Here is a 20,680-nt window from a genome sequence, read left to right as displayed (position 1 = left end):
GCCGTCGTTTCCGTCGCGACAGAGACAGATATCTCCGTTCCGGGCGAGTCGCTCCACCGGCTGTGGTGGCGATCGTCCGGATCCGTCGTTTTTTTCACCATATAGTAACAACGAAGAGTATGAAGCTGTTCCGCAATAGGGCGGAATGGTCCGCGATGAAATTATCTCAGATCGTTTCATTAAAGCAGGAAAATCCGTTCGGTGGATAATCCGATCGGAGAACATCGGACCCGAAAGAGGGTCTGAATCATGGAGAATACATGATGCAAACAGTTGAAGCCACTATCGGAACGAAAACTATTTCTATTGAAACCGGCAAATTGGCAAAACAGGCCTCCGGGTCGGTTGTCGTACGATGCGGCGAAACGGTCGTGCTTGTGACCGCTGTCGGAGATAAACGCAACAAACCGGAATTGGGGTTTTTGCCGCTTACCATTGAATACCAGGAAAAGATGGCCTCGGTCGGCCGCATCCCCGGTAACTACTTTCGCCGTGAGATCGGTCGCCCGAGCGATCGCGAGGTCCTGACCTGCAGGATCATCGACCGCCCGTTGCGGCCGCTTTTTGCCGACGGCTACAGTGCCGAAACGCAGGTCATTGCCTCGGTGCTGTCGGCAGATCAGGAGCATGAGCCCGACATTCTTGCGCTGACCGGGGCCAGTTGCGCCCTGATGCTCTCCGATATCCCGTTTGCTGGACCTGTTGCCGGCGGCCGGGTCGGCTATATCGACGGTGCCTACGTGATGAATCCGACCAGAACGGAGCTGGAGCAGTCGACGATGGATATCGTCGTGGCCTGCACCGAAAAGGCGGTGGTCATGGTCGAAGGCAAGACCGGAACCCTTGCCGAAGATGTTGTCCTTGAGGCGATTTTCTTTGCCTTCAAACAATTGCAGCCCTTGATCGAAATTCAGAAACAATTGCAGGCCGGCAACGGTAAAGAAAAGCGCGTCGTCGAACCGAAAACCATCGACGAAACGCTCTACCAGCAGGTTGTCGATCGGGCCTCGGAGCGCATGAACTCGGTGATCGCCACGTCCGATAAGGTTGACCGCAGCCGCGTCTACGATCAACTGGTGACTCAGATTCTTGAGGAGATGGACCCGGACGGCGAGCGAAGCGGCGAAATCGTCGACCTCTTGTCGCGTTTCCGGAAGAAACGGATGCGGGCGATGATCGTTGAACAGGATCAGCGCATTGACGGCCGCGCCTTCGACGAAGTACGGCCGATCAGCTGCGAGGCCGGATATCTGCCGCGGACTCACGGCTCGGCACTGTTTACACGCGGCGAGACGCAGGCGCTGGTTACCGCCACTTTGGGCAGCGAGCGCGACCAGCAGCGGGTGGAAACCCTGGGCGGCGAGGAGAACAAGCGGTTCATGCTGCATTACAACTTCCCGCCGTTTTGTGTCGGCGAAGTGCGGCGCATGACCGGTCCGTCCCGTCGCGATATCGGCCACGGGACGCTGGCGATGCGCGGCATTGAAGCGGTGCTGCCGGCCGACACCGAATTTCCCTATTCGATCAGGGTGGTATCCGAAGTGCTCGAATCGAACGGCTCGTCCTCGATGGCCACCGTCTGCGGCGGCAGCATGGCGCTGATGGATGCCGGCGTGCCGATCTCCGCACCGGTGTCGGGGATAGCCATGGGGTTGATCAAGGAAAACGACAAGGTGGTAATTCTCTCCGATATTCTCGGCGACGAAGATCATCTCGGCGATATGGACTTCAAGGTCGTCGGGACCGCCGAAGGGGTCACCTCGCTGCAGATGGATATCAAGATCGACGGCGTCGACCGGGACATCATGGGCAGGGCGCTGGCCCAAGCCAAGGCCGGCCGGCTGCATATCCTCTCGGAAATGAACAAAGGCATTTCGGAAGCGCGCAAGGAAATATCCGAGTATGCGCCGAAATTTCACTCCCTGCAGATCAACCCCGATAAGATCAGGGATTTGATCGGTCCCGGCGGTAAGGTGATCAAGGAATTGTCGTCCGACTACGATGCCAAGATCGAAGTTGAGGATAGCGGCCTGGTCAAGATTTTTACCATCGACGGTACCAATTTCGAGGAACTGCTCTACCGGATCAAGACGATCACCGCCGAACCGGAAATCGGCGCCGTTTACAAAGGGGTGGTCAAGACCATTAAGGACTTCGGTGCGTTTGTCGAGATCCTGCCTGGAACCGACGGTCTGGTCCATATTTCGGAGCTGGACAAGAGCCGGGTCAACAAGGTGACCGATATCGTCAAGGAAGGTGACGAAATCGAGGTGAAAGTCCTGGAGATCGACGGTCGCGGTCGTATCCGATTGAGCCGCAAGGCCCTGCTGCAGGACGACTGATCTGATCGGCAGGACCGTCCCACGGTGTTCGGGGCGGTCCTGCCCCCTCGCCTGGAGCAATGGCCATGACGTCTTCTTCTGCCGACCGGGTGGTCGTTGCCGTGTGCTGGCTCGACCGCGAAAAGAGCGGCGATCTGCCGCTGCCTTGCTATGAAACCGACGGAGCGGCCGGCATGGATGTCTGTGCCGCACTGGACGCCGATCATCTCCTGCACCCCGGCGAGCGGGCTCTGATACCCACCGGGTTGGCGGTCGCCATCCCGAAAGGCTATGAGATTCAGGTCAGGCCGCGTAGCGGGCTGGCAGTTCGTCATGGCGTGACCATCCTCAACGCCCCGGGCACCATCGACTCCGACTATCGGGGCGAAGTCAAGATCGCCCTGATCAACCTGGGGCGGGATCCCTATCTGATCAAACGTGGTGACCGCATCGCCCAATTGGTAGTCGCCCCGGTTGCTGCCGCCACCCTGCGGCTCCAACCAAAGCTTGAACAGACTCGGCGTGGCGACGGCGGTTTCGGTCACACCGGGGTGCGCTGATGCGCTTTTCCGTCCTCGGCAGCGGCAGCGGCGGTAATTGCGTCTATATTGAGTCCAATAACACTGCTCTGCTTGTCGACTCAGGTTTTTCAGGCCGGGAAACCGCGGCCCGCCTGGCGCTGATCGACCGTTCCGTGGAATCGCTCGCCGCCGTTTTCATCACGCACGAACATCAGGATCATATCAGCGGTGCCGGCGTCCTGTCGCGGCGCTGCCGGATTCCGCTCTTTGCCAACGAGCGGACCTACCAGGGGGCCGGAAAGACACTGGCGAAACCGTTTCGCCGTGATGAATTTCAAACCGGCGAGCCCATTTGTTTTCGCAATCTTGAAATCCGCTCCTTTGCCATTTCCCATGATGCCGGTGATCCGGTCGGTTTTATTGTCGATGACGGCGTTCACCGCCTCGGCATCTGCACCGACACCGGGGCGGTCTCCCGGCTGATCCGGCGCCGTTTGAGCGACTGTCAGGCCCTGATCCTGGAATTCAATCACGATCCGCTGCTGCTGAAAAACGGCCCCTATCCGGTGGCGCTGCAGCAACGGGTGCGCTCTAGCCGGGGACATCTGTCCAACGGCGAGGGCGCCGAACTGCTGGCAGCGCTCGATCACGAAGGGTTGCAGCAGGTGGTGTTGGCTCACCTCAGCGAGACCAACAACCTGCCGGAGCTGGCCTACCGGGAAGCGGCGGCGGTGCTGCAACCAATCGGCCGAAGCAGTATCCTTGATTGTGCCTGCCAGACAATCCCGACCCGACTTTTCGAGCTGACCTGAACGTTCTCTTCCTCTGTTTCTGAAGTGCCTTGCGAACACTGCGGGGTGCGTCAGTAACTATTAAAAAGCAACGCCGGAATGCTGCTCGTAACGGATTGAGTAGCCGCCATGGTTCACACTACCTCCGGCTGCTGCGCTGTGGCCTGATCGGCTGGCCTACGAGGCCGGCAGACAGGCCATCCATGGCCTGGCCGCCGGCTGCGGACGTCCTGTCCGCAGCCCTACGGGCCTGATACTTCGGCCCGCCGGACCTTCGCGATGCAGCCTCCGGCACTGCGAACCATGGCTCCGGATTTCCGATAATTCTGGTCGGAGAAATTTCCTGAAGTAAGCTTTTTTAAAAATGGCACGCTAGATTATACCGTTCGCCCGCAACTCGTCGATTTTCTCCTGCGAATAGCCGAGACCGGCCAGAATCTGGTCGGTATGTTCACCGAGATCCGGAGCCTTGCAGCGATTGTCCGCCGGTGTCTTGGAGAGCTTGATCGGGTTGTTGAGCAGCTTGATCGGGCCGTAGGTCGGGTGGTCCCAGTCGCCGTAAAAGTCATTGGCGATGGCCTGCTCGTCGGCGATGACCTCAAGCGGCGTCTTGACCGGGGACCAGACCAGCTTGTTGCGGCTGAGGATATCCATCCACTGCTCATAGGTTTTCATAAGAAATATCTCTTCCAGGATAGCCACCAGTTCAGCCGCATGGCCGGAGCGCTCCTCCTGGGTGGCAAAGCGTGGATCGTTTTCCAGCTCCGGGTGCTCGATCGCCTGACAGAAAGCCGGCCAATAGTGTTGCGAATTGGTCATGCCGAGCATGATCCAGCGCCCGTCGCTGGTCGGATAGATATTGCGGATCGGGTTGCCCATCGCTTTGCGCGCCGGCCGGACCGAGTCTTCGCCGCTGATCAGGCAGCCGGTGATATCGGTGCCGAGTGCGAAGGTGGCCGTGTTGAATAGAGAGACTTCCACCTCCTGACCTTGGCCGGTGCGTTCCCTGATGAACAGGGCGGCCATCACGCCGGCCAGCAGACTTTGTGAGGTGAGGCTGTCGCCGTAGGCCGGTCGTGAAATGTTGGGTGGGCTGTCGGCCTCGTGCATCAGATCCATGACACCGCTGCGGGCCCAGAATGCGACCGAATCGTAACCGCCGACGTTTTTTTCCGGTCCGCGCTGGCCGTATCCCGTCAGGTTGGCGTAGACGATCTTCGGGTTGATGGCTTGCAAGGTCTCGTAGTCGAGATTGAATTTTTCCATCTCGTAGGGACGCAGATTGTTCAGGAAGACATCGCCGCCGGCCACCAGGTCGTGGATGATCTGCTGGCCCTCAGGAGAACCGAGATTGACAGTCAGACTTTTCTTGTTTCTATCGACGTGCTCCCAGATATAGTTGACCTCATGCGGCCGTGCCCAGCCGGCCATACCGGCGGCCAGCAGATAACGTTGTAGGTCGCCCCGTTTCGGCGGTTCGACGTGGATCACGTCGGCGCCCCAGCTGCCCATGAGCATACCGGCCAGCGGCATGGCGAAGGCGCCGCCGACTTCAATCACCTTGATACCTTCGAGTCCTGTGGTCATAATCTGCTCCTCCTGGAGACGGTGTGGGGGCAAGAGGCCCTGGGTGGATTATTGTCGATAATGCAATTGTCGACAATTTTACCGACTGGTCTCGTGAAGGTCAAGGGTAATTGGTCGATCATGTTGTGGCAGCCTGATAGTCATCGAGACAACGGCCGGTATCGGTCTTATAGTAGAAACGCCATGTGGCACCCGAACGGATGCCGCATTTCAGACAACCATCTCTATCGGGAGCGATGATGATGAAACATTTGTTGAAACTGGTTGCGGTCCTTCTGATCGGCCTGGCCGGGCCTCTCATGGCCGCCGAGGTGCCGACCATGGATCAGCAGGAGTTGAAAGACCGTCTCGGATCGGCTGATCTGGTGGTAATCGACGTGCGTACCAGCCGAGATTGGGACGCGAGCGACCGCAAAATCGCCGGGGCGGTCCGGGAAGACCCGAACCAGGCCTTTTCCTGGGCGAAATCCTACGACACGACCAAGACCATTGTCCTCTATTGTGCCTGACCCAATGAATATACCAGTGCCAGTGTGGCACGGATCATGATGGATCAGGGGTTCGGCAACGTCTTTGCCCTTAAAGGGGGATGGCGGCAGTGGCTGAGCAATGATTTTCCGACCGAGAAGAAGTAACCGTCTATGACTGATGATCACAACGAAGCATGAAAATCGGTATCGTGGTCGGAATGGCTGGTTGGTTTTTGAAAGTGAGCGGGGGACAGGTTAAACCCTGTCCCGCCGATTTTCATATAAATACTGCGCAGGACGCAACCGGTTGCCGGCGACAAACACTTAAGAAAGCTTGACCTGTTTATCCTTGGGGCGTTTGGGGTTGGGTCGATAGAGCAGCAGGGTCTTGCCGATCAGTTGCACCAGATTGCTGCCGGTGCGTTTCGGGATGACATCGGCGGCGCTTTTCTTGTCCAGTGGTGTGGTGTTGAGCAGTTTCACTTTGATCAACTCAAACGAGGTGAGCACCGAATCGATCGCTTCGATGACGCTGTCGGTAAGGCCCTCTTTGCCGATGGTCACCAGCGGTGTCAATTCATGCCCGAGACGCCGCAACGCTTTTTTCTGGGCGTTGGACAAGGCGGGTGGATTTGGTGTTTGTTTGTCGTCAGGCATATGATCTCCGAGCGGTCGGGAGCGGGTAGGGAGCAGTTATCCGGTCAGGTTCTTGAGAATTTCATACCCGCCGATATAAGTGCCGACGGCGGAACCGAGGCCAGTCAGCAGAAAAACGAGAAAGACGCGCAGCAGCTTGTTGCGCCACCAGCCGAACAGGCTGGCCATATCCGTGGTGACCGTCTCGAACTCACGGACCACCGGCGGCCGTACCATGACCTGGACAAACGCGGTGACGTAGCCGGCACCGATGACCGGCGTCAGGCTGGTCAGCGGCGCGGCGGCAAAAGCGGACAGCGTTGTTGCCGGATGAGCCAGGGCGATCAGGGCACCGATCGCCGACGGGATGCCGTTGGCGAGGATCCAATAGATGATGTTGTCGCCGGCAGCCTGGGCGCCGTGCCGGTACCCGATCAGACCGATGGCCGTCAGGATCAGGATCGGGATCAACCATCCGACTACTTTCCAGGTAGGGGAAACCGGGGGAATGGTGGATAGTTCCGTCATCCGGCCTTGCTGATCGAGAGGCCAGCAGCGCTTGATGCCGGGAACATGGCCGGCACCGACCACGGCAACGATCCGCGAGCCGGATGTCTGTTTGATCTTTTCTGCCAGATAGATATCTCGTTCATCGATCAATACCCGCTTCAGTTCAGGCAGTGAATCGCCGAGTTCCGCCATCAGCTCGCCGAGGCTGTCGTGGTGTTTCAATTCCTCAAGCCGCTTTTCGTCGATTTTTTCAGTATCGAACAGGCTGACGAGCAGGGATGAGAGCAACGTCATTTTTCGAAAAAAAGACGTTGATTTCCAGGCTCGCCGCATGGTGATACGAATGTCACGATCACAGAGAAACACCTGTGCACCGGTTGTTTCGGCAGATCGTGCCGCGGCGACCAATTCCGCTCCGGGGGTGACGCCGAGCTGGTCGCCGAGCCGCCGCTGGTAGGAGGCCATCAGCAGGGAAATGAGCAGCGTTGACAGCTGCTTCTTCTTGATGATCGTTTTCAGATCCAACCGCTGCCAACGTCGCGGATCGGTTAGTGCCTGGTATCTCCGTTCGTCCAGTTCAAGGCAGACGCCATCGGGCTGCTCGGCCGTGATGACGCGGGTCACCAGATCGACGGACAGCTGAGAAACATGGGCGGTACCGATGAGCAGAACGGTGCGCTCTCCGTCAGCAAGCAGGTGGACATCGGAAGGGTAGGTCTGCCCCGGGAAGACTGTATCATTCATTGGAAATTACGCTGCAACGCGGCACCGCCGTGCGGAGGGGCCGGGAGATCGCTCGGCTGTCGGGGTTCAGACATCAATCAGCTTGAGCCGGTTGCCGGGATGGATGAGGTTTGTTTTCAGGTTGTTCCATTTCTTGATGTCGGCCGGCGAGGTGTTGAAGCGTCGGGAAATGGTCCATAGCGAATCGCCGTTGCGTACCCGGTACCATTGCTCGACGGCTGCCGGTTGTTGCAGCTTCTGCTGCGGAGGTAATTTTTTTACCGCCGTCAGCACCATGACCTCGGCTGCGGAGTCGTTTGCGACGGTTTCGACGGTCGTCGTCGGTTCACTGCTGCCGATGTAGAGGGCGAGCTGCTGTCCGGCGGTGATTTGGTGCGCGTTAGGCAGGCCGTTCCAGGAGACGATCAGCTCGGCTGGCACCTGGTATTGGCGGGCGATCTTCGAGATGGTGTCCCCTCTCTTGACGGTGTGCAGCTGCAGTTCGTCTCCGGCGGCACGACGCGGATCCATTCCTTCCGGCAGCAAACGATAGGCCACGGTCCGGTAGGGGATACGCAGCCGGCTGTCGATCGTCAGTTTGTTGCTCTTCAGGTTGTTGACCTTGAGCAGGGTGGTGGTGTTGATGTTGTATTTCCTGGTGATCTGTGCCAGCGTCTCGTTTTTCCTGACGATGTGGGTTTTGTAGTCGGTCGTGGCAATGCTGTGCAAGCGGGGGAGGTTGTGTTCGGCCAGCTCCCGGGTACCGGGCGGGATCTTCAGTTCGTATTGTTCGCAATCCAGCGGGGTTTTACCGCTGAGTAGTTCCTGGTTGAGCTGTTTGATCACGGAGTCTTCGGAATCGGTGAGCAGCGCGGCGGCCTGAAGGCTGAGCCCCGGACCGACGGTCATCGTTTCATAGGCCAGCGGGGTCTCGTAGGTGATATCATCAAAACCGTAGGTTGCCGGATCTTTGGCGATGATAATGGCGGCAATCAGCTTCGGGACGTACCGCTTGGTCTCCAGGCGGAGATATTTACCCTCGGCGATCTCCCAGAAATCGGAACTGCCCGAGCGTTTGAGCGCGTTGCGCATGGTGCCCGGCCCGCCGTTGTAGGCCGCTACCGCCAGATACCAGTCCCCGAACTCATTGTAGAGGTGTTTGAGGTAGCTGACGGCGGCTCGCGTCGATTTTTCGGCATCACGCCGCTCATCGATATAGCTTGAAACGCTCAGGCCGTAATCGCGCCCGGTGCCGGCCATAAACTGCCACAGTCCGACGGCTCTGGCACGCGAGTAGGCACGTTGGCTGAAGCCGCTTTCTATCATTGACAGGTAAACCAGATCGAGCGGCAGACCGGCTCCCTCCAGTTCCGTCTTCATCAGCGGCAGATAGCGACCGGAGCGGGCCAGCCATTGGCTGAAATAGGGGCGCAGTTTACCCTGGAACAAGTCGAGGTACATTTCGACCTGGCGATTGATGACGATCGGAAAGTCGTATGTTATAGCCGGTTCCGATTCTGTTTCGATGGCCGGGGCAGGGTGCTCGGTCTGCGGTGCGTCCCAACTGCCGGTGGAGGCGAGCGCTTCGAGTTCCTGGTCGAGACAGATTTCCGATTCGGCGACAACCGGTTGCAGCTCCGGGTCCTGAGCCGCCGCTGCGGTTTCGTCCGAAGAGAGAAAATCGACATCGAGCCAAGCCAGATTTTCGTTGATCGCGCACCCTGAACTGGAAATCATGATTACGATCAGTGCACAATAATAAAAAGGACGAACTGCGGTGGACAATAAGAATGATCGTAGCATCGCCTGGTGGGTGTATTGATTCCGGCCAGAATCACCGATGTTTGGTAAAACCGGCCTGAGGGGAGTTTGAAAAAATCGGAATTTCGTTCAAGATCAAGGCGCGCAAGAAGATTTTATCGCAGGCATATACATGATATTCCGAGGATAAAATTTGATTGCGCAACGATGAAATTGGGCGAAATGACAATTTTTCAGGGTTCCCTTGAGTTATCGCCGTCAACAAGGTACATTCAGCCCATTTGTAGGCCGAGCGCAAAACTGCCATAATAGACCCTGAAGTGACTTTTATCGCAAGAAAATTGTTCCCGATAACCGCTTCATCCGGTCGTTTCGCGTCCGATATCGTCTGCAGACCCCTCCGATCTTCACGACAATGATCAAAAAATTCTTCCTCACGCTGGCGGCTTTGCTGCTGTTGGCCGCTCTTGCCGGCGGTGGTTTCCTGTATTGGTTGATTGCCTTAGAACCGGGAGAAGAGATCTCGCTGGACAATATCCGGACCATTCTCGGCCGTGAGAGTCCGGTTCTCTATAACGACGGGGTAACCCCGCTCGGCGTGTTCTTCGCCGACGCTCACCGGCGCTACATCGAGTATCGGGAGGTTCCCGATGTCTTTGTCAACGCGCTTGTTGCCGCTGAAGACAATCGTTTCTTCAGTCATTTCGGGTTTGATATCGTCGGCATCAGTCGAGCGGCGATCAAAAATATCCAGGCCGGACGGATCGTTCAGGGGGGTAGCACGCTGACCCAACAGACGGCGAAAAACCTGTTCAAGCGGGAGGAACGTTCGTTCCAGGCGAAATTGAAGGAGCTGCTCTACGCGCTCCGCCTGGAATACCATTACAGCAAGGAACAGATTCTCGAGTTTTATGTCAACCAGTTTTATGTCAGTGGCAACGGCCTCGGTCTCGGGGTTGCGGCCCGTTACTATTTCGACAAAAAACCCGAAGAGCTGACGCTGGTCGAGTCGGCCTTTATCGCCGGCAGCGTGAAGCGTCCCAATGCCTATAACCCGTTTATCAAGAAGTCGAGGGCAGAGGCGGCGCAGGCCGAGCAGCGTGCCGTGGAGCGGATGCGCTACGTGCTGGGCAAGATGCGGGAGCTCAAGATGATCAGCGAAGCCGACTTTAAACGGGCTCGGGCCGGGTCGATTCCGTTCAATCAGGGTACGGTCGGCTATCCCCTCGACTACGTAATGGCCATGGTTACCGATGCGGTCTCCTCGGACCGGGTGACAACGGCCCTTGCCGCGCATGGTATCGACAACATTGCCACGTCCGGGGTCAGGATCGTCACCACGGTCGACCGTGACGTACAGCGCTCAAGCCTGGAGGCACTGCGAGCTCATCTGTCCTACCTCGATGTTCGCCTGCGCGGCTATGAGCATGATGAGGTGCAGGCGGAGCTGAAGCAGCTGGATTACGCGGGTGACACGGTGGTCGAGAAGGGAGCCTTCCTGTTCGGCACGGTCCTTTCAATTGCCGGGGCTGGCGAAGATCTTGGTGTCAGTGTCGATTTCGGCAGAAAACGAGGTGTGGGCATCATCGATCGCCAGGGGCTTCTTGAGTTGGCCGATGCCCGCGTCAAATGGCAACAACATCGCTGGACCGAGGCTGGCGATAAAGATGTCGACGAGTTACTGGCGCAGATCAAAGAGTACGACAAGGTTTGGGTGCGAGTCAGGGAAATCGGCGAAGACGGGCGGATGCTGCTTGATCTGGCACGTTTTCCGGAGGTTCAGGGTGCCGCCGTGGTGCTCAGGCAGGGGCGGATCCTGGCCGTTGCCGGCGGTGCGGAGAACCGGTTCTTCAACCGTGCCGTTTACGGCAGGCGGACCATGGGGTCATCCTATAAACCGTTTGTCTATACCGCAGCGCTGCAGCTCGGCTGGAACGCCGCCGATTTGTTAAGCAATAAACGGGAGGTCTTCGTTTACCAGAACCGTCCCTATTTCCCTCGCCCCGATCACGCGATTGAACAGGAGCAGGTCAGCATGAGCTGGGCCGGCGTAAAATCCGAAAACCTGGCCTCGGTCTGGCTCACCGCCCATCTATGCGACCGACTCGACGGCAGCGAATTCAATGCGGTGGCCGAGGGGCTTGGCCTGACCCCGCGAGTTGTCGACGGCGAAGCCGAACCATACCGATTATTCCGGGCGCGTATCCGTGACCGCTACGGCATCGTCCTCAACCGGGAGACGATCCGCCAGGCGGCGTACCGAAAGACCATGCAGACGATCGAGACAGACCTGATCTTCGAAGGGCTCGATAACGAAACGGAAACAATCAGGTCCTTGCACTACGGTCTTGGCTACGATTCGTTTCTTGCGGAAATCGATCGCGATCTCGAAAAAGGAATCTATGAAGATGGCGGGGAAGAGGAGTTGCGCCTGCGTCGGCGCCTGCTCAGCACCACGTTTCTGAGTCTCTCGAACCTACGCAACCAGCTTGCCGCTTATCTCGATGAGCGGCAGTCGATGCCGGTACTGTCCGACGATTTTGGGTCTCCGGCGGCGGTCGGACGGTCGCAGCTGTTTTACCACCGCCCCAGTGACAGCTACAGCTTTGCCCGTTCGGCGCCTGGTGGTGGGGAAACGGTGCTGTTGAGTCGGCAGCGGGTGCAACGCTATCTGGCCGACATGGACGACAGCCAACGCCATGCTTTTATCGGCGATATCAGGCTGGGTAACCTGATCTCCGTGGCGGCCTTCGATGTCGTCGAGCGTCATCTGGAATCGGAATTTCAACGGCTGCTCGAGCACCTCCCTTACAGTATGGAAGTCCTCGAGTATGTTGACGATTACCGAATCCTCGTCGGTCTGCACTACTTGCTGTCCCTCGGGGAAGCGATGGGAATCAGGAGTGAGCTTGAACCGGTCCTCTCTTTCCCGCTCGGTTCCAATTCGGTTACGCTGCTGGAAACGACCAGGGTTTACGAAACCATGGTCAGCGGCGAGAGCCATTTCTTCACCGAGGAAGATGGCACGATCAATGAGAGTCTGGCGATTATCGATCGTATCGAGTCCGAAGACGGCGCGGTTCTCTTCCGGCCACAGCGGAGCAGCCGTTTCCTGGTCGACCCGAAAACTTCGTTGTCTCTCGGTCATATACTTGAGAACACTATCAAATTCGGTACAGGTCGGTATGCCGATCGGCAGGTCAAGCTCACCGATACCGGTGATGAGATTATCGATGGAATGGAACTGTCCGTCCCGTTGCTCGGTAAGACCGGGACGGCCAATCGTTACACCAACGCCTCGTTTCTCGGGTATCTGCCGGGTATCGGCGATAACGGGAATGGTTTGACTCTGGAAGACGGCTGGAGCGTCGGCGTCTATGTCGGCTATGATGATAACAAGCCGATGCGCCGCGGTTCCACTCGTGTTACCGGTTCTCTCGGGGCATTGCCGGCCTGGACCGCCATCGTTACCGACATCGTTGACCAGCATGGCTACGCCGCCGATCTCGATCCGGTAGACCTGTCATTTTATGGGCTGACGATCAAACGACCGGATCTCGGCCAGAAAAACCTTGCGATCGATGTCGAGCAGGGCGGAATCCCGAGTGTGCCGCTGCGACTGGTGGATCCACTTGATCGCTATCAACCGGCGATTATGACCTTCGGCTCGATCGGAGCCGAGCAGGGATTTCAGGTGCAGCGAATCGTCGCGCCCTTCTGGTCGCTCAGCGTGCCGGTTCAGTCCGCCTCGGATGTTTCCGCCGAAACCACTTCCTTTTCCGGTGGCGTCGATCTTGCCGCAGGTCGTTAAACTCTTTTGCTTTTTCTCCGATAGGTTAGTAAACTTACTGTAGGGAACCTTGAAAAAATGTCATTCCGCCCGATCTCATCGTTGCACAATCAAATTTTATCTATGGAATATCTTGTATATGCCTGCGGTAAAATTTTCTTGCGCGCCTCGATCTTGAACGAAATTCCGAATTTTTCAAGTTCCCTTACAGTATCTTCATGACCCATGAATTGAATCGTCATCAGGTGACGCACAGAGAGGAAAACTGTTCCATGAAATCGGCATCCTGTCTTGTTGTTGTACTGTCTTTTGCCCTCTTGTTCAGCGGTTGTGCCCAGAAATCGCTGCCGCGAAACGACGCTGATTCCGCCGTCAGCCGCCGGCCGCCGGCGATCACCGAACGCAGTATCGAGACTCCGGGTAGCCGAACTGCCGACCCGGCGAAGAGCGGTCCCCAGCCGATTGCCCGGCCGGTACTCGAGCCGGTCGAAACGGTCCGGCCCGACGTTGCGGATCAGGCACCACTGCTGCCGGTCGGTTACATCAACGATCGGATTTTCGAGTATGGCAGGAAGCTGGAACGCTGGAAAGAGCTGGACAATCAGGCGGTTGTTGTACAGCTCGACAAGGAGCAAAGCGACACGATGGTTCGCTGTTTTCGTGACCTGCAAACGGTCTTGAACGGTTACCAGCAGCTGCGCGACACTCTGCTCCAGAGAAATGTCATTGTCCCGGAAGTGATCGGTCCCGAACAGGTACTGGACCTTCAGCGACAGGATATCGACTTTCTCGAGGGGATCTGCGGCAGGATGCTCGGTGAAGCGCACGACGAGGATGCCGGCTGGCAGCAGCGGCAGGAAGGGGCGGACCTCAACCAGGTGGAGACTCTGATCGAGAGATATTCCGCCAACGGTGAATATAGCGAGGTCGTGCAGGTCTGGCTGAAAATACCGGAACATCAAGTCGATCGGGTCAGTCTCAAGACCAGGATTCTTTATGGTAATGCGTTGATGTTTCTTGATCAACCGGAACAGGCGGCCCGGATCTATCAACAGATCGTCGATGCGATGTCGGCCTCCGACGAGCAACCAACCGACATTCTCTCCCTGCGCAAGGTCCTCGCCGATCTCTATACCTCCTATGGCAATTACCCCGCCGCTCGGAAGCAATATAACCAAATCGACGACGATTATGACGCGATCGGTTCGATCAAGCAGTGGGCGAACCTGCAATTATCCATTCTCGAAAGGAGCGAAACGGGCAGTCCGGAATTAAACGAATATTCCTCGCTGCTGCGCGGTTATCTCGGTTATCTGCCGCGCCGTGACGGTTACTCGATCGTCTGGCAGGCCGACACATTTCTGCAGACGTATCCCTACTCGCCAGTTTCATCCAATGTCGATGCGATCAGGGAAGATGCACAGCGGCGGGCTGACGCTTGGTTTAACAACTATCTGTCGCGTTCCGCCGAGCTTGCCGAGGAGAGGAAATTTCAGGATGCGATGGAGCTCCTACAGACGATTCCTGAAGATCTCGTCGGTGATGAGCATCGCCAGCAGGTGCAGGCCCGCTTGGACGAACTGGTACTCGCCGAGGAAGTTGCGCGGGAGACCCATAAAATCGAGCAGATGCAGGAGCTGCAACGGACCTGGAACGACGGTATGCTGCGCGCCGAGGCCGAGGATTATGAAGGTGCGATCGAGGTGTTCACCACCTTGCTCGATAGTGAATTCGGTGCCCGGGCGGCGGAAAAAATCAAGGAATTGTCGCTCAAGGCGGCTATGATCGAACGTCGCAAGGCCGCCGACCTTTTTATCCGTTTTTCAAAGACAACGGATATCGAGAGCAAAAAACGGCTGCTCGTCGAATCCCGACAAGTGCTCAAGGATATCCTGGTAAAGTATCCCGAGGTCGAAATCGCCGACAAAGTCGTAGGCAATATCAACCGGGTCGAGCAGGAGATGAATGCCCTGGACCCGCAATTGCTGCCGATTATCAAAGAACAAGAACAGCGCCAAGAACTGCTGCGGGAAGAAGATCAGCAGGTCGTACCCGTCGGTGTCGATGTTTTCGATCTGCCGTTGTCGGCGCCGGAGCAGCCGGCTCCGCCGGCTTCGTCGGAACCGCTGCCGGTACGAACTCCGGATCAGCTGTAGGCGTCAGCACCCCCGCCGGCAGCATAAATCGGGAACAAGCACCTGTTTCCCGTCAGTTCGTTGCCGTCGGCGATCGCGTCGGCAGGAATCTGCCGGGACAGTGTTGGACCGAGTGAACCGGGGGGAACGATGTATCTGACGACAATGACCCACCGGGACGAACTCTTCGACCTGACATTGCGTTGGCTCAACGATCGGTTCGAGCCGCAGGACGGGAAGATCGTCACCCGGATTTTTCTCTACGAAAGTGCCGTCTCTGCCGTGCTTGTCGAGCGGGTGACTGGTCTGCTGACCAGATTGTTCAGCGGCCCGCTGCAGATTGAGCGCATCTGGCAGAAGCAGGAGCTGCGCCAACGCCTGATCCACTACCTACCCCGGAACAGCGAGCGCACCGGTTTCTTGATCCGGCGTTTTACCGACAATCCCGAATACTTTTTCCCCCGATTGCCCATTGATGCGTTGTTGGTAACCGGTCCCGGTCTCCGTTTGCTGGCGATCGGCCGTATCAAGCGTTTGTCGCGGGTTGCGGAAAAAGTATCGTTTCGCCTGGTGGACGCTCTGTTCAAGGAGATCCAGGCGGAGGCTCGGGTCATTGCCGGCCGCCGGGCCGCCTCGTCCGGAGTATCCCTGATCGATCTGGTCAGTTCGGAACGTGAAATGTACACCGACTTTACCGCCGCCGAAACCGAGGTGGCCCGACGCTTTCGCAACCACAATGTCTGGATTCCTCGCCGGGCGATGACCGTCAACGATCTGATCGGCTTCAAGATCATCGGCGATCAGGAACTGATCGATAGGGTGCCGCTCCTGTTGCAGCAGCAGCCTGGTGTGGCGCTGATCGAGACCGAACGACACAGCGGTGACTACAACGCCACCAATCTGCTGGTGGAAATCACGCTGCCGGAGCCGGCTGCCCTGGCCGCCCAACTGAACAAATTCGACTGGTCCATTGCCCGGCAGCGCGGCCTCGATCCGGAGGAAACGCAGCGGGGATTTGCCGATTATCTGGCGCGGGGCGCCGATACGGTTCGGATGGAGATTATCCTGACCACGTACGACGAACTGATGGAGTCGGAATTCGGCCGCTCGACCCATGAACTCCGGGTATTGCGCCTGCGGCAGCGGCAGGCCTACAACGGTCCGATCGCCCATAACGGCGCCTACCTGATCGAGTATCTGCTGGCCCTTGCCTCGTCACCGACGACCGATATCGTCGAGTTACCGATCAAGATGTACGGTCGCTACCTCCCCGAAACAATCGATAGTGCCAAGTGCACGTTGTTCGGTTACGACATCGACGCAGGCATGCTCGACGCCTTCTGCCTGAAAACCATCAATCTCGACCAACGGCCGGACAGGTTTTAACCTGTCCCCCGCTCACTATCATGGCAGCGGACGTCCTGTCCGCAGCTCTTCCGGCCTGATTCTCCGGCCCGAAGGGCCTTCGCGATGCAGCCTCCGGCAGGACCGGTCAGCACGGAGGAGCGAGTTTCACAAAGAAACCTGCCAGTGGCGATGAAGATGTCCTTCGCTGATGAAAAGCTTGACAGTTCAACCTTCGAATCGTACTCTTGAATACATATTTAGCTAAATAAACAAATACACCTTTTCGAGGTTTCTCGTGCGCACCTATCTGGAAGCATTGAAGGCCTTTGCCGACGGTAACCGTCTACGGGTCGTAGCTGCGTTGCTGGAGCACGATGAACTCTGTGTCTGTCAGCTCGTCGAGATGCTCGACGTGGCCACCCCGACCGTTTCGCGGCATCTGAGCATCCTCCAGAAAGCACGCCTCGTTCTCTCCCGCAAGGAGGAACGCTGGGTCTACTATCGACTCGACCCCTCGTTTCCCCAACCCATTCGCCGCTGGCTCGAGCAGACGGTGATGGCTACGGCGGAAATCGCGGCGGACCGGCAACTGCTTGCCGATATCGTGACCTGCGAACGGGCGGAACTATGCAGAAAGCAAAAAATGAGGGGCACCCGTCAATGAGCATCCTGAAGATCCTCTTTCTCTGTACCGGCAACTCCTGCCGCAGCCAGATGGCCGAAGGCTGGGCCAGGCATCTGCATCCAGACAAGATTCAAGCGTATTCGGCCGGTATCGAGAAGCATGGCCTCAACGAGCGGGCGGTGACGGTGATGGCCGAGGGCGGTGTCGACATCTCGACGCAGCGTTCCAAGACCATGGAAGAGCTGGGTGATCAGCGCTTCGACTACGTGATCACCGTCTGCGACCACGCCCATGAATCGTGCCCGCTCTTTCCCGGCACCACTAGCGTGGTCCATGTCGGTTTTGCCGATCCGCGGGTCTGGCACGGGAGGTCGCCGAGCATGGCGGCGATGAGCAGCAGATCCTGGCCTGTTACCGCCGGGTGCGCGACGAGATCCGGGATTGGGTTGCCTCCCTGCCCGGATCGTTGCCCGGGCGATAGAGGCCTTATCTCACCACCGGACACCTGCCGGGTAACTGAAAAAACGTGAGATAGAAACAAGGAGGAGAAAATGGCTGGTAACGAACACGATTCAATGAATCAGCGGCGCATGTCGAGCATCTTCGAGCGCTATCTGACCGTCTGGGTCGGGTTGTGCATCGTCGGCGGCATTCTGCTCGGCACGTGGGCGCCGAATCTGGCCCGGTCACTCGACAACATGGCTCTGACCGTGAACGGCGCCCCGGTGGTGTCGATCCCGATTGCCGTCTGCTTGTTCTTCATGATGTACCCGATCATGGTCAAGATCGATTTTGCCGCGGTCATCAGGGCCGGCAAGAGCGGGACCCCGGTTTTGCTGACGCTGTTCATCAACTGGGCGGTCAAGCCGTTTACCATGTATGCCATTTCCCTGTTCTTTCTCGGCGTCGTCTTCAGGGGGCTGATCGGCGCCGAGGCGGTCGATCTGGTGAAGATGCCATTCGGCCTGAATTTGCCGGTGGGCGCCGAGCACGGCGCCGGCACCGTGGTCCTGCAGGACGGCGTAAAAATGCTGGAGGTGCCGCTCTGGCGCAGTTACTTCGCCGGATGCATCCTGCTCGGTATCGCGCCCTGCACGGCGATGGTGCTGGTTTGGGGATATCTGTCACGCGGCAACGACGGCCTGACCCTGGTCATGGTGGCCATCAACTCTCTGGTGATGCTCGTGCTCTACGGTGTGCTCGGCGGTTTTCTCCTCGGGGTCGGCCGGCTGCCGATTCCCTGGCAGGCACTGTTGCTGTCGGTCGGTATCTACGTCGCGCTGCCCCTGGTCGCCGGCTATTTTTCCCGAACCTGGTTGATCAGGGCCAAAGGCGAGGCCTGGTTCAAGGAGAAATTCCTGCACGTGCTGACGCCGATCACCATCGGAGCCCTGCTGGTGACCCTGGTGCTGCTGTTCAGCTTCAAGGGCAAGGTGATTCTGGCCAACCCGTTGACCATACTGTGGATCTCGATCCCGCTCTTTTTGCAGACCGTGCTTATCTTCATCATCGGCTATGGTGCTGCCCGCCTGCTGCGCTTGAACTACGAGGATGCTGCGCCGGCGGCGATGATCGGCGCCTCGAATCATTTTGAGGTCGCTATTGCTACCGCGGTCATGCTTTTCGGACTCTCATCAGGTGCGGCCTTGGCCACGGTGGTAGGGGTATTGATCGAGGTGCCGGTGATGCTGATGCTGGTGAAGTTCTGCCTGAAGACGAGGCACTGGTTTACGGCTTGAGATCAAGCCGGTGATCAAGCCGTTTTGTTGACGGCAGATGAAATACTCTTGGTAATCGCTCTTGGGCAGGGGGAGGTGAGCCGTCTTACCCGTGGGGCGGCCGGGGAGGCGGCAACGCTGGTTCGCTGACGGTAATTGCCGATTCCGGGCAGAACTCCATGCACAGCCGGCAATTGCTGCAGCGAGACGCGTTGAACACCAGCTGTTTGCCGGATTCGCCGGTTTTTCGTTTCAGGGCGCCGGTCGGGCAGATGCCGGCACAGCGCGGACAACGGGTGCAGTCAGGAGTGACCGAGAGGTGGGGGAGCAGGGCCGAACGAAGTTCCTGCTCCATCGATTCGTCGACAGTTGCCAGCAACTGGTTGACAAAGCGAATCTTTTCCGGGATATGCCGACCTGACGGGGAAGTGGCGGAGTTGTTCGCTAACGATGGCGAAGGAGGGGCTGCCGGCAGCGGGCGTACCGATGTCTTCAGGTCGCGCAAATAGGTTCGACGGGATGGTGGCGGGAGATATGGCTCCGGGGCTCCATGGGGCGATGTTTCCAACCGGGTGCCGCAGCAGTGTTCGATCTGTCCGGCGACGGCGCGGAGATCATCCAGGAATGCACCTGTGGCCCGAGCATTGACGCATGCTGCGCAGCCGCCGGTCTGGAAGGTGATTGCCGGACAGCCGCCACTGCCAATGGCCAGCAGTGCCGGTGGCGAAAGCAAGCCCAGGCAGGGCAGGACCAACTCGTCTTCTGTCAGCCGCGGCTGACGGCTGCAGGAGATCATGGCCCGGTCTTTACCTGCCAGGCTACCGATGAGCTGAGTAATATCAACGACAGAGGTGAAGGCATCGCTCGGGCAGACGGCCCGGCATCGCCCGCAGCCGCTGCAGCGTTCGGCATCAAGCAGAATGCGCCGGTTTTCCAGGCGCAGGGCCGAACCGGGGCAAACCTCCAGGCAGCGCCGGCATTCATTGCTGTTGAGTCGGGACCTCAGGCAGCGCTCGGCAACCAACTGCACGACACCTTCGGTATCGTTGCTGCAGAAGCGTTCGGCCAGCGAGGACAGCGAGATCATACGGTTTGCGGTACAACTCGATCGGTTCCTTCGCGCCTTTGCCGATAGATTGGGCGACAGGACTCGATAAACTGCTCAAGACAGGCGGCGAGGGCGAGATAAAAGGGGTTGCCGGTGGCCGAACGGATGGCCGAACAGAACGGTTTCATCCAGGGCAGCAGGGCCTGGTTGAAGAACGCGGCCTGCAGCGTTCGGTAGCGCTGGGTCTGCTCGGAAGCGTCGGCTTCGGCCTCCTTTCTGCAAAGATAGAAGAGAAACTCAAGTTCGATGGCGATATGGTCAGGGGGTTCGGCGACATCGATGCTGAGACCCGCTTCCCGATAAAACCGCTGCACCATCATCGTCGAATCGCCCATCGTCCGCCGCTGTCGTTCCAGGTACACGGAGCCGTAAGGAGCGGCCGGCAATTCGAAAGGGCCGACAAACAGGGCGGCGTGGTCGATGGAAAGCTGTTGTTGCTCAGTCGCGGCCAGGGCCGTTACCATCGCTTCGGCGGCCGCTGCCGCCGACGGGTCGATTTCCCGCAGCAGCCCGGCCAGGTTTGCGCAGACGTGCTTTCCCTGCAGCAATTCCTTGTCCGGCTCGTAAAAACAGGCGGCGAGTAGTTTGAACGTGTCGCCCCGCCTGATCAGTTCCTGCTCCGTGGCGCTATTCATAA

The 20,680-nt window shown here is 58.1% G+C and carries 15 protein-coding genes and 1 pseudogene; 10 read left to right on the top strand and 6 right to left on the bottom strand.

What is annotated here, in order from left to right:
• Positions 1-260: 260 nt before the first annotated feature.
• From pnp to BUC26_RS02630, 3 genes are all read left to right on the top strand, one after another.
• Positions 261-2,342 carry a polyribonucleotide nucleotidyltransferase gene (pnp, locus tag BUC26_RS02640; RefSeq protein ID WP_073373283.1) on the top strand — a complete coding sequence of 694 codons (2,082 nt, stop codon included), beginning with the start codon at positions 261-263 and terminating at the stop codon, positions 2,340-2,342.
• Between the two features lie 65 nt (positions 2,343-2,407).
• The gene (gene dut / locus BUC26_RS02635) at positions 2,408-2,881 is read left to right on the top strand and encodes a dUTP diphosphatase (protein ID WP_073373282.1); all 474 of its coding nucleotides are present in this window, start codon (positions 2,408-2,410) and stop codon (positions 2,879-2,881) included.
• Positions 2,881-3,654, top strand: a complete 774-nt coding sequence (locus tag BUC26_RS02630; RefSeq protein ID WP_073373281.1) for an MBL fold metallo-hydrolase — start codon at positions 2,881-2,883, stop codon at positions 3,652-3,654. The genes dut and BUC26_RS02630 overlap by 1 nt, the downstream gene beginning before the upstream one ends.
• 351 nt (positions 3,655-4,005) lie before the next feature.
• Here BUC26_RS02630 and BUC26_RS02625 read toward each other — a convergent pair whose 3' ends face one another.
• Complete coding sequence (locus tag BUC26_RS02625) at positions 4,006-5,220, bottom strand: CaiB/BaiF CoA transferase family protein (RefSeq protein WP_073373280.1); 1,215 nt, start codon at positions 5,218-5,220, stop codon at positions 4,006-4,008.
• 239 nt (positions 5,221-5,459) lie between these two features.
• On the opposite strand from BUC26_RS02625, the gene BUC26_RS02620 reads away from it, so the two are divergent.
• Positions 5,460-5,855: a rhodanese-related (seleno)protein gene (locus BUC26_RS02620; RefSeq protein ID WP_263577201.1), complete on the top strand. Its 396-nt coding sequence runs from the start codon at positions 5,460-5,462 to the stop codon at positions 5,853-5,855.
• Positions 5,856-6,014: 159 nt separating this feature from the next.
• Here the strand turns inward: BUC26_RS02620 and yhbY are convergent, their stop codons facing one another.
• The 3 genes from yhbY to BUC26_RS02605 form a co-directional block, all read right to left on the bottom strand.
• The gene (yhbY, locus tag BUC26_RS02615; protein WP_073373278.1) at positions 6,015-6,347 is read right to left on the bottom strand and encodes a ribosome assembly RNA-binding protein YhbY; all 333 of its coding nucleotides are present in this window, start codon (positions 6,345-6,347) and stop codon (positions 6,015-6,017) included.
• A gap of 36 nt (positions 6,348-6,383) precedes the next feature.
• Complete coding sequence (locus BUC26_RS02610) at positions 6,384-7,580, bottom strand: TraB/GumN family protein (protein ID WP_073373277.1); 1,197 nt, start codon at positions 7,578-7,580, stop codon at positions 6,384-6,386.
• Between the two features lie 66 nt (positions 7,581-7,646).
• Positions 7,647-9,296, bottom strand: a complete 1,650-nt coding sequence (locus BUC26_RS02605; RefSeq protein WP_073373276.1) for a LysM peptidoglycan-binding domain-containing protein — start codon at positions 9,294-9,296, stop codon at positions 7,647-7,649.
• A gap of 439 nt (positions 9,297-9,735) precedes the next feature.
• Between BUC26_RS02605 and BUC26_RS02600 the strand changes: the two genes are divergently transcribed.
• The 6 genes and pseudogenes from BUC26_RS02600 to arsB all read left to right on the top strand — a co-directional run bounded on the left by BUC26_RS02600 (position 9,736) and on the right by arsB (position 18,956).
• Positions 9,736-13,131, top strand: coding sequence for a transglycosylase domain-containing protein (locus tag BUC26_RS02600; protein ID WP_073373275.1), 3,396 nt, complete (start codon positions 9,736-9,738; stop codon positions 13,129-13,131).
• A gap of 251 nt (positions 13,132-13,382) precedes the next feature.
• Positions 13,383-15,266 (top strand): tetratricopeptide repeat protein, encoded by a 1,884-nt coding sequence (locus tag BUC26_RS02595; RefSeq protein ID WP_073373274.1) that lies wholly within the window; start codon positions 13,383-13,385, stop codon positions 15,264-15,266.
• A 129-nt stretch (positions 15,267-15,395) separates the two neighbouring features.
• Positions 15,396-16,631, top strand: coding sequence for a hypothetical protein (locus BUC26_RS02590; RefSeq protein ID WP_073373273.1), 1,236 nt, complete (start codon positions 15,396-15,398; stop codon positions 16,629-16,631).
• Positions 16,632-16,887: 256 nt separating this feature from the next.
• Positions 16,888-17,256, top strand: a complete 369-nt coding sequence (locus BUC26_RS02585) for an ArsR/SmtB family transcription factor (RefSeq protein ID WP_073373272.1) — start codon at positions 16,888-16,890, stop codon at positions 17,254-17,256.
• Positions 17,253-17,698, top strand: a pseudogene (locus tag BUC26_RS02580) (arsenate reductase ArsC). The gene BUC26_RS02585 and the pseudogene BUC26_RS02580 overlap by 4 nt, the downstream one beginning before the upstream one ends.
• A gap of 70 nt (positions 17,699-17,768) precedes the next feature.
• Positions 17,769-18,956, top strand: a complete 1,188-nt coding sequence (gene arsB, locus BUC26_RS02575; protein WP_143165887.1) for an ACR3 family arsenite efflux transporter — start codon at positions 17,769-17,771, stop codon at positions 18,954-18,956.
• Between the two features lie 85 nt (positions 18,957-19,041).
• On the opposite strand, the gene BUC26_RS02570 is transcribed toward arsB, so the two are convergent.
• Together BUC26_RS02570 and BUC26_RS02565 are read right to left on the bottom strand one after the other, a co-directional pair.
• The gene (locus tag BUC26_RS02570; protein ID WP_073373271.1) at positions 19,042-20,022 is read right to left on the bottom strand and encodes a 4Fe-4S binding protein; all 981 of its coding nucleotides are present in this window, start codon (positions 20,020-20,022) and stop codon (positions 19,042-19,044) included.
• Positions 20,019-20,678, bottom strand: coding sequence for a TorD/DmsD family molecular chaperone (locus BUC26_RS02565; RefSeq protein WP_073373270.1), 660 nt, complete (start codon positions 20,676-20,678; stop codon positions 20,019-20,021). Before BUC26_RS02565 ends, BUC26_RS02570 begins: the two co-directional genes overlap by 4 nt.
• Between the last annotated feature and the right edge of the window lie 2 nt (positions 20,679-20,680).

This window comes from Desulfofustis glycolicus DSM 9705, from assembly GCF_900130015.1.
GTDB classification, from domain to species: domain Bacteria; phylum Desulfobacterota; class Desulfobulbia; order Desulfobulbales; family Desulfocapsaceae; genus Desulfofustis; species Desulfofustis glycolicus.
This window is presented reverse-complemented; position numbering and strand designations above follow the sequence as displayed.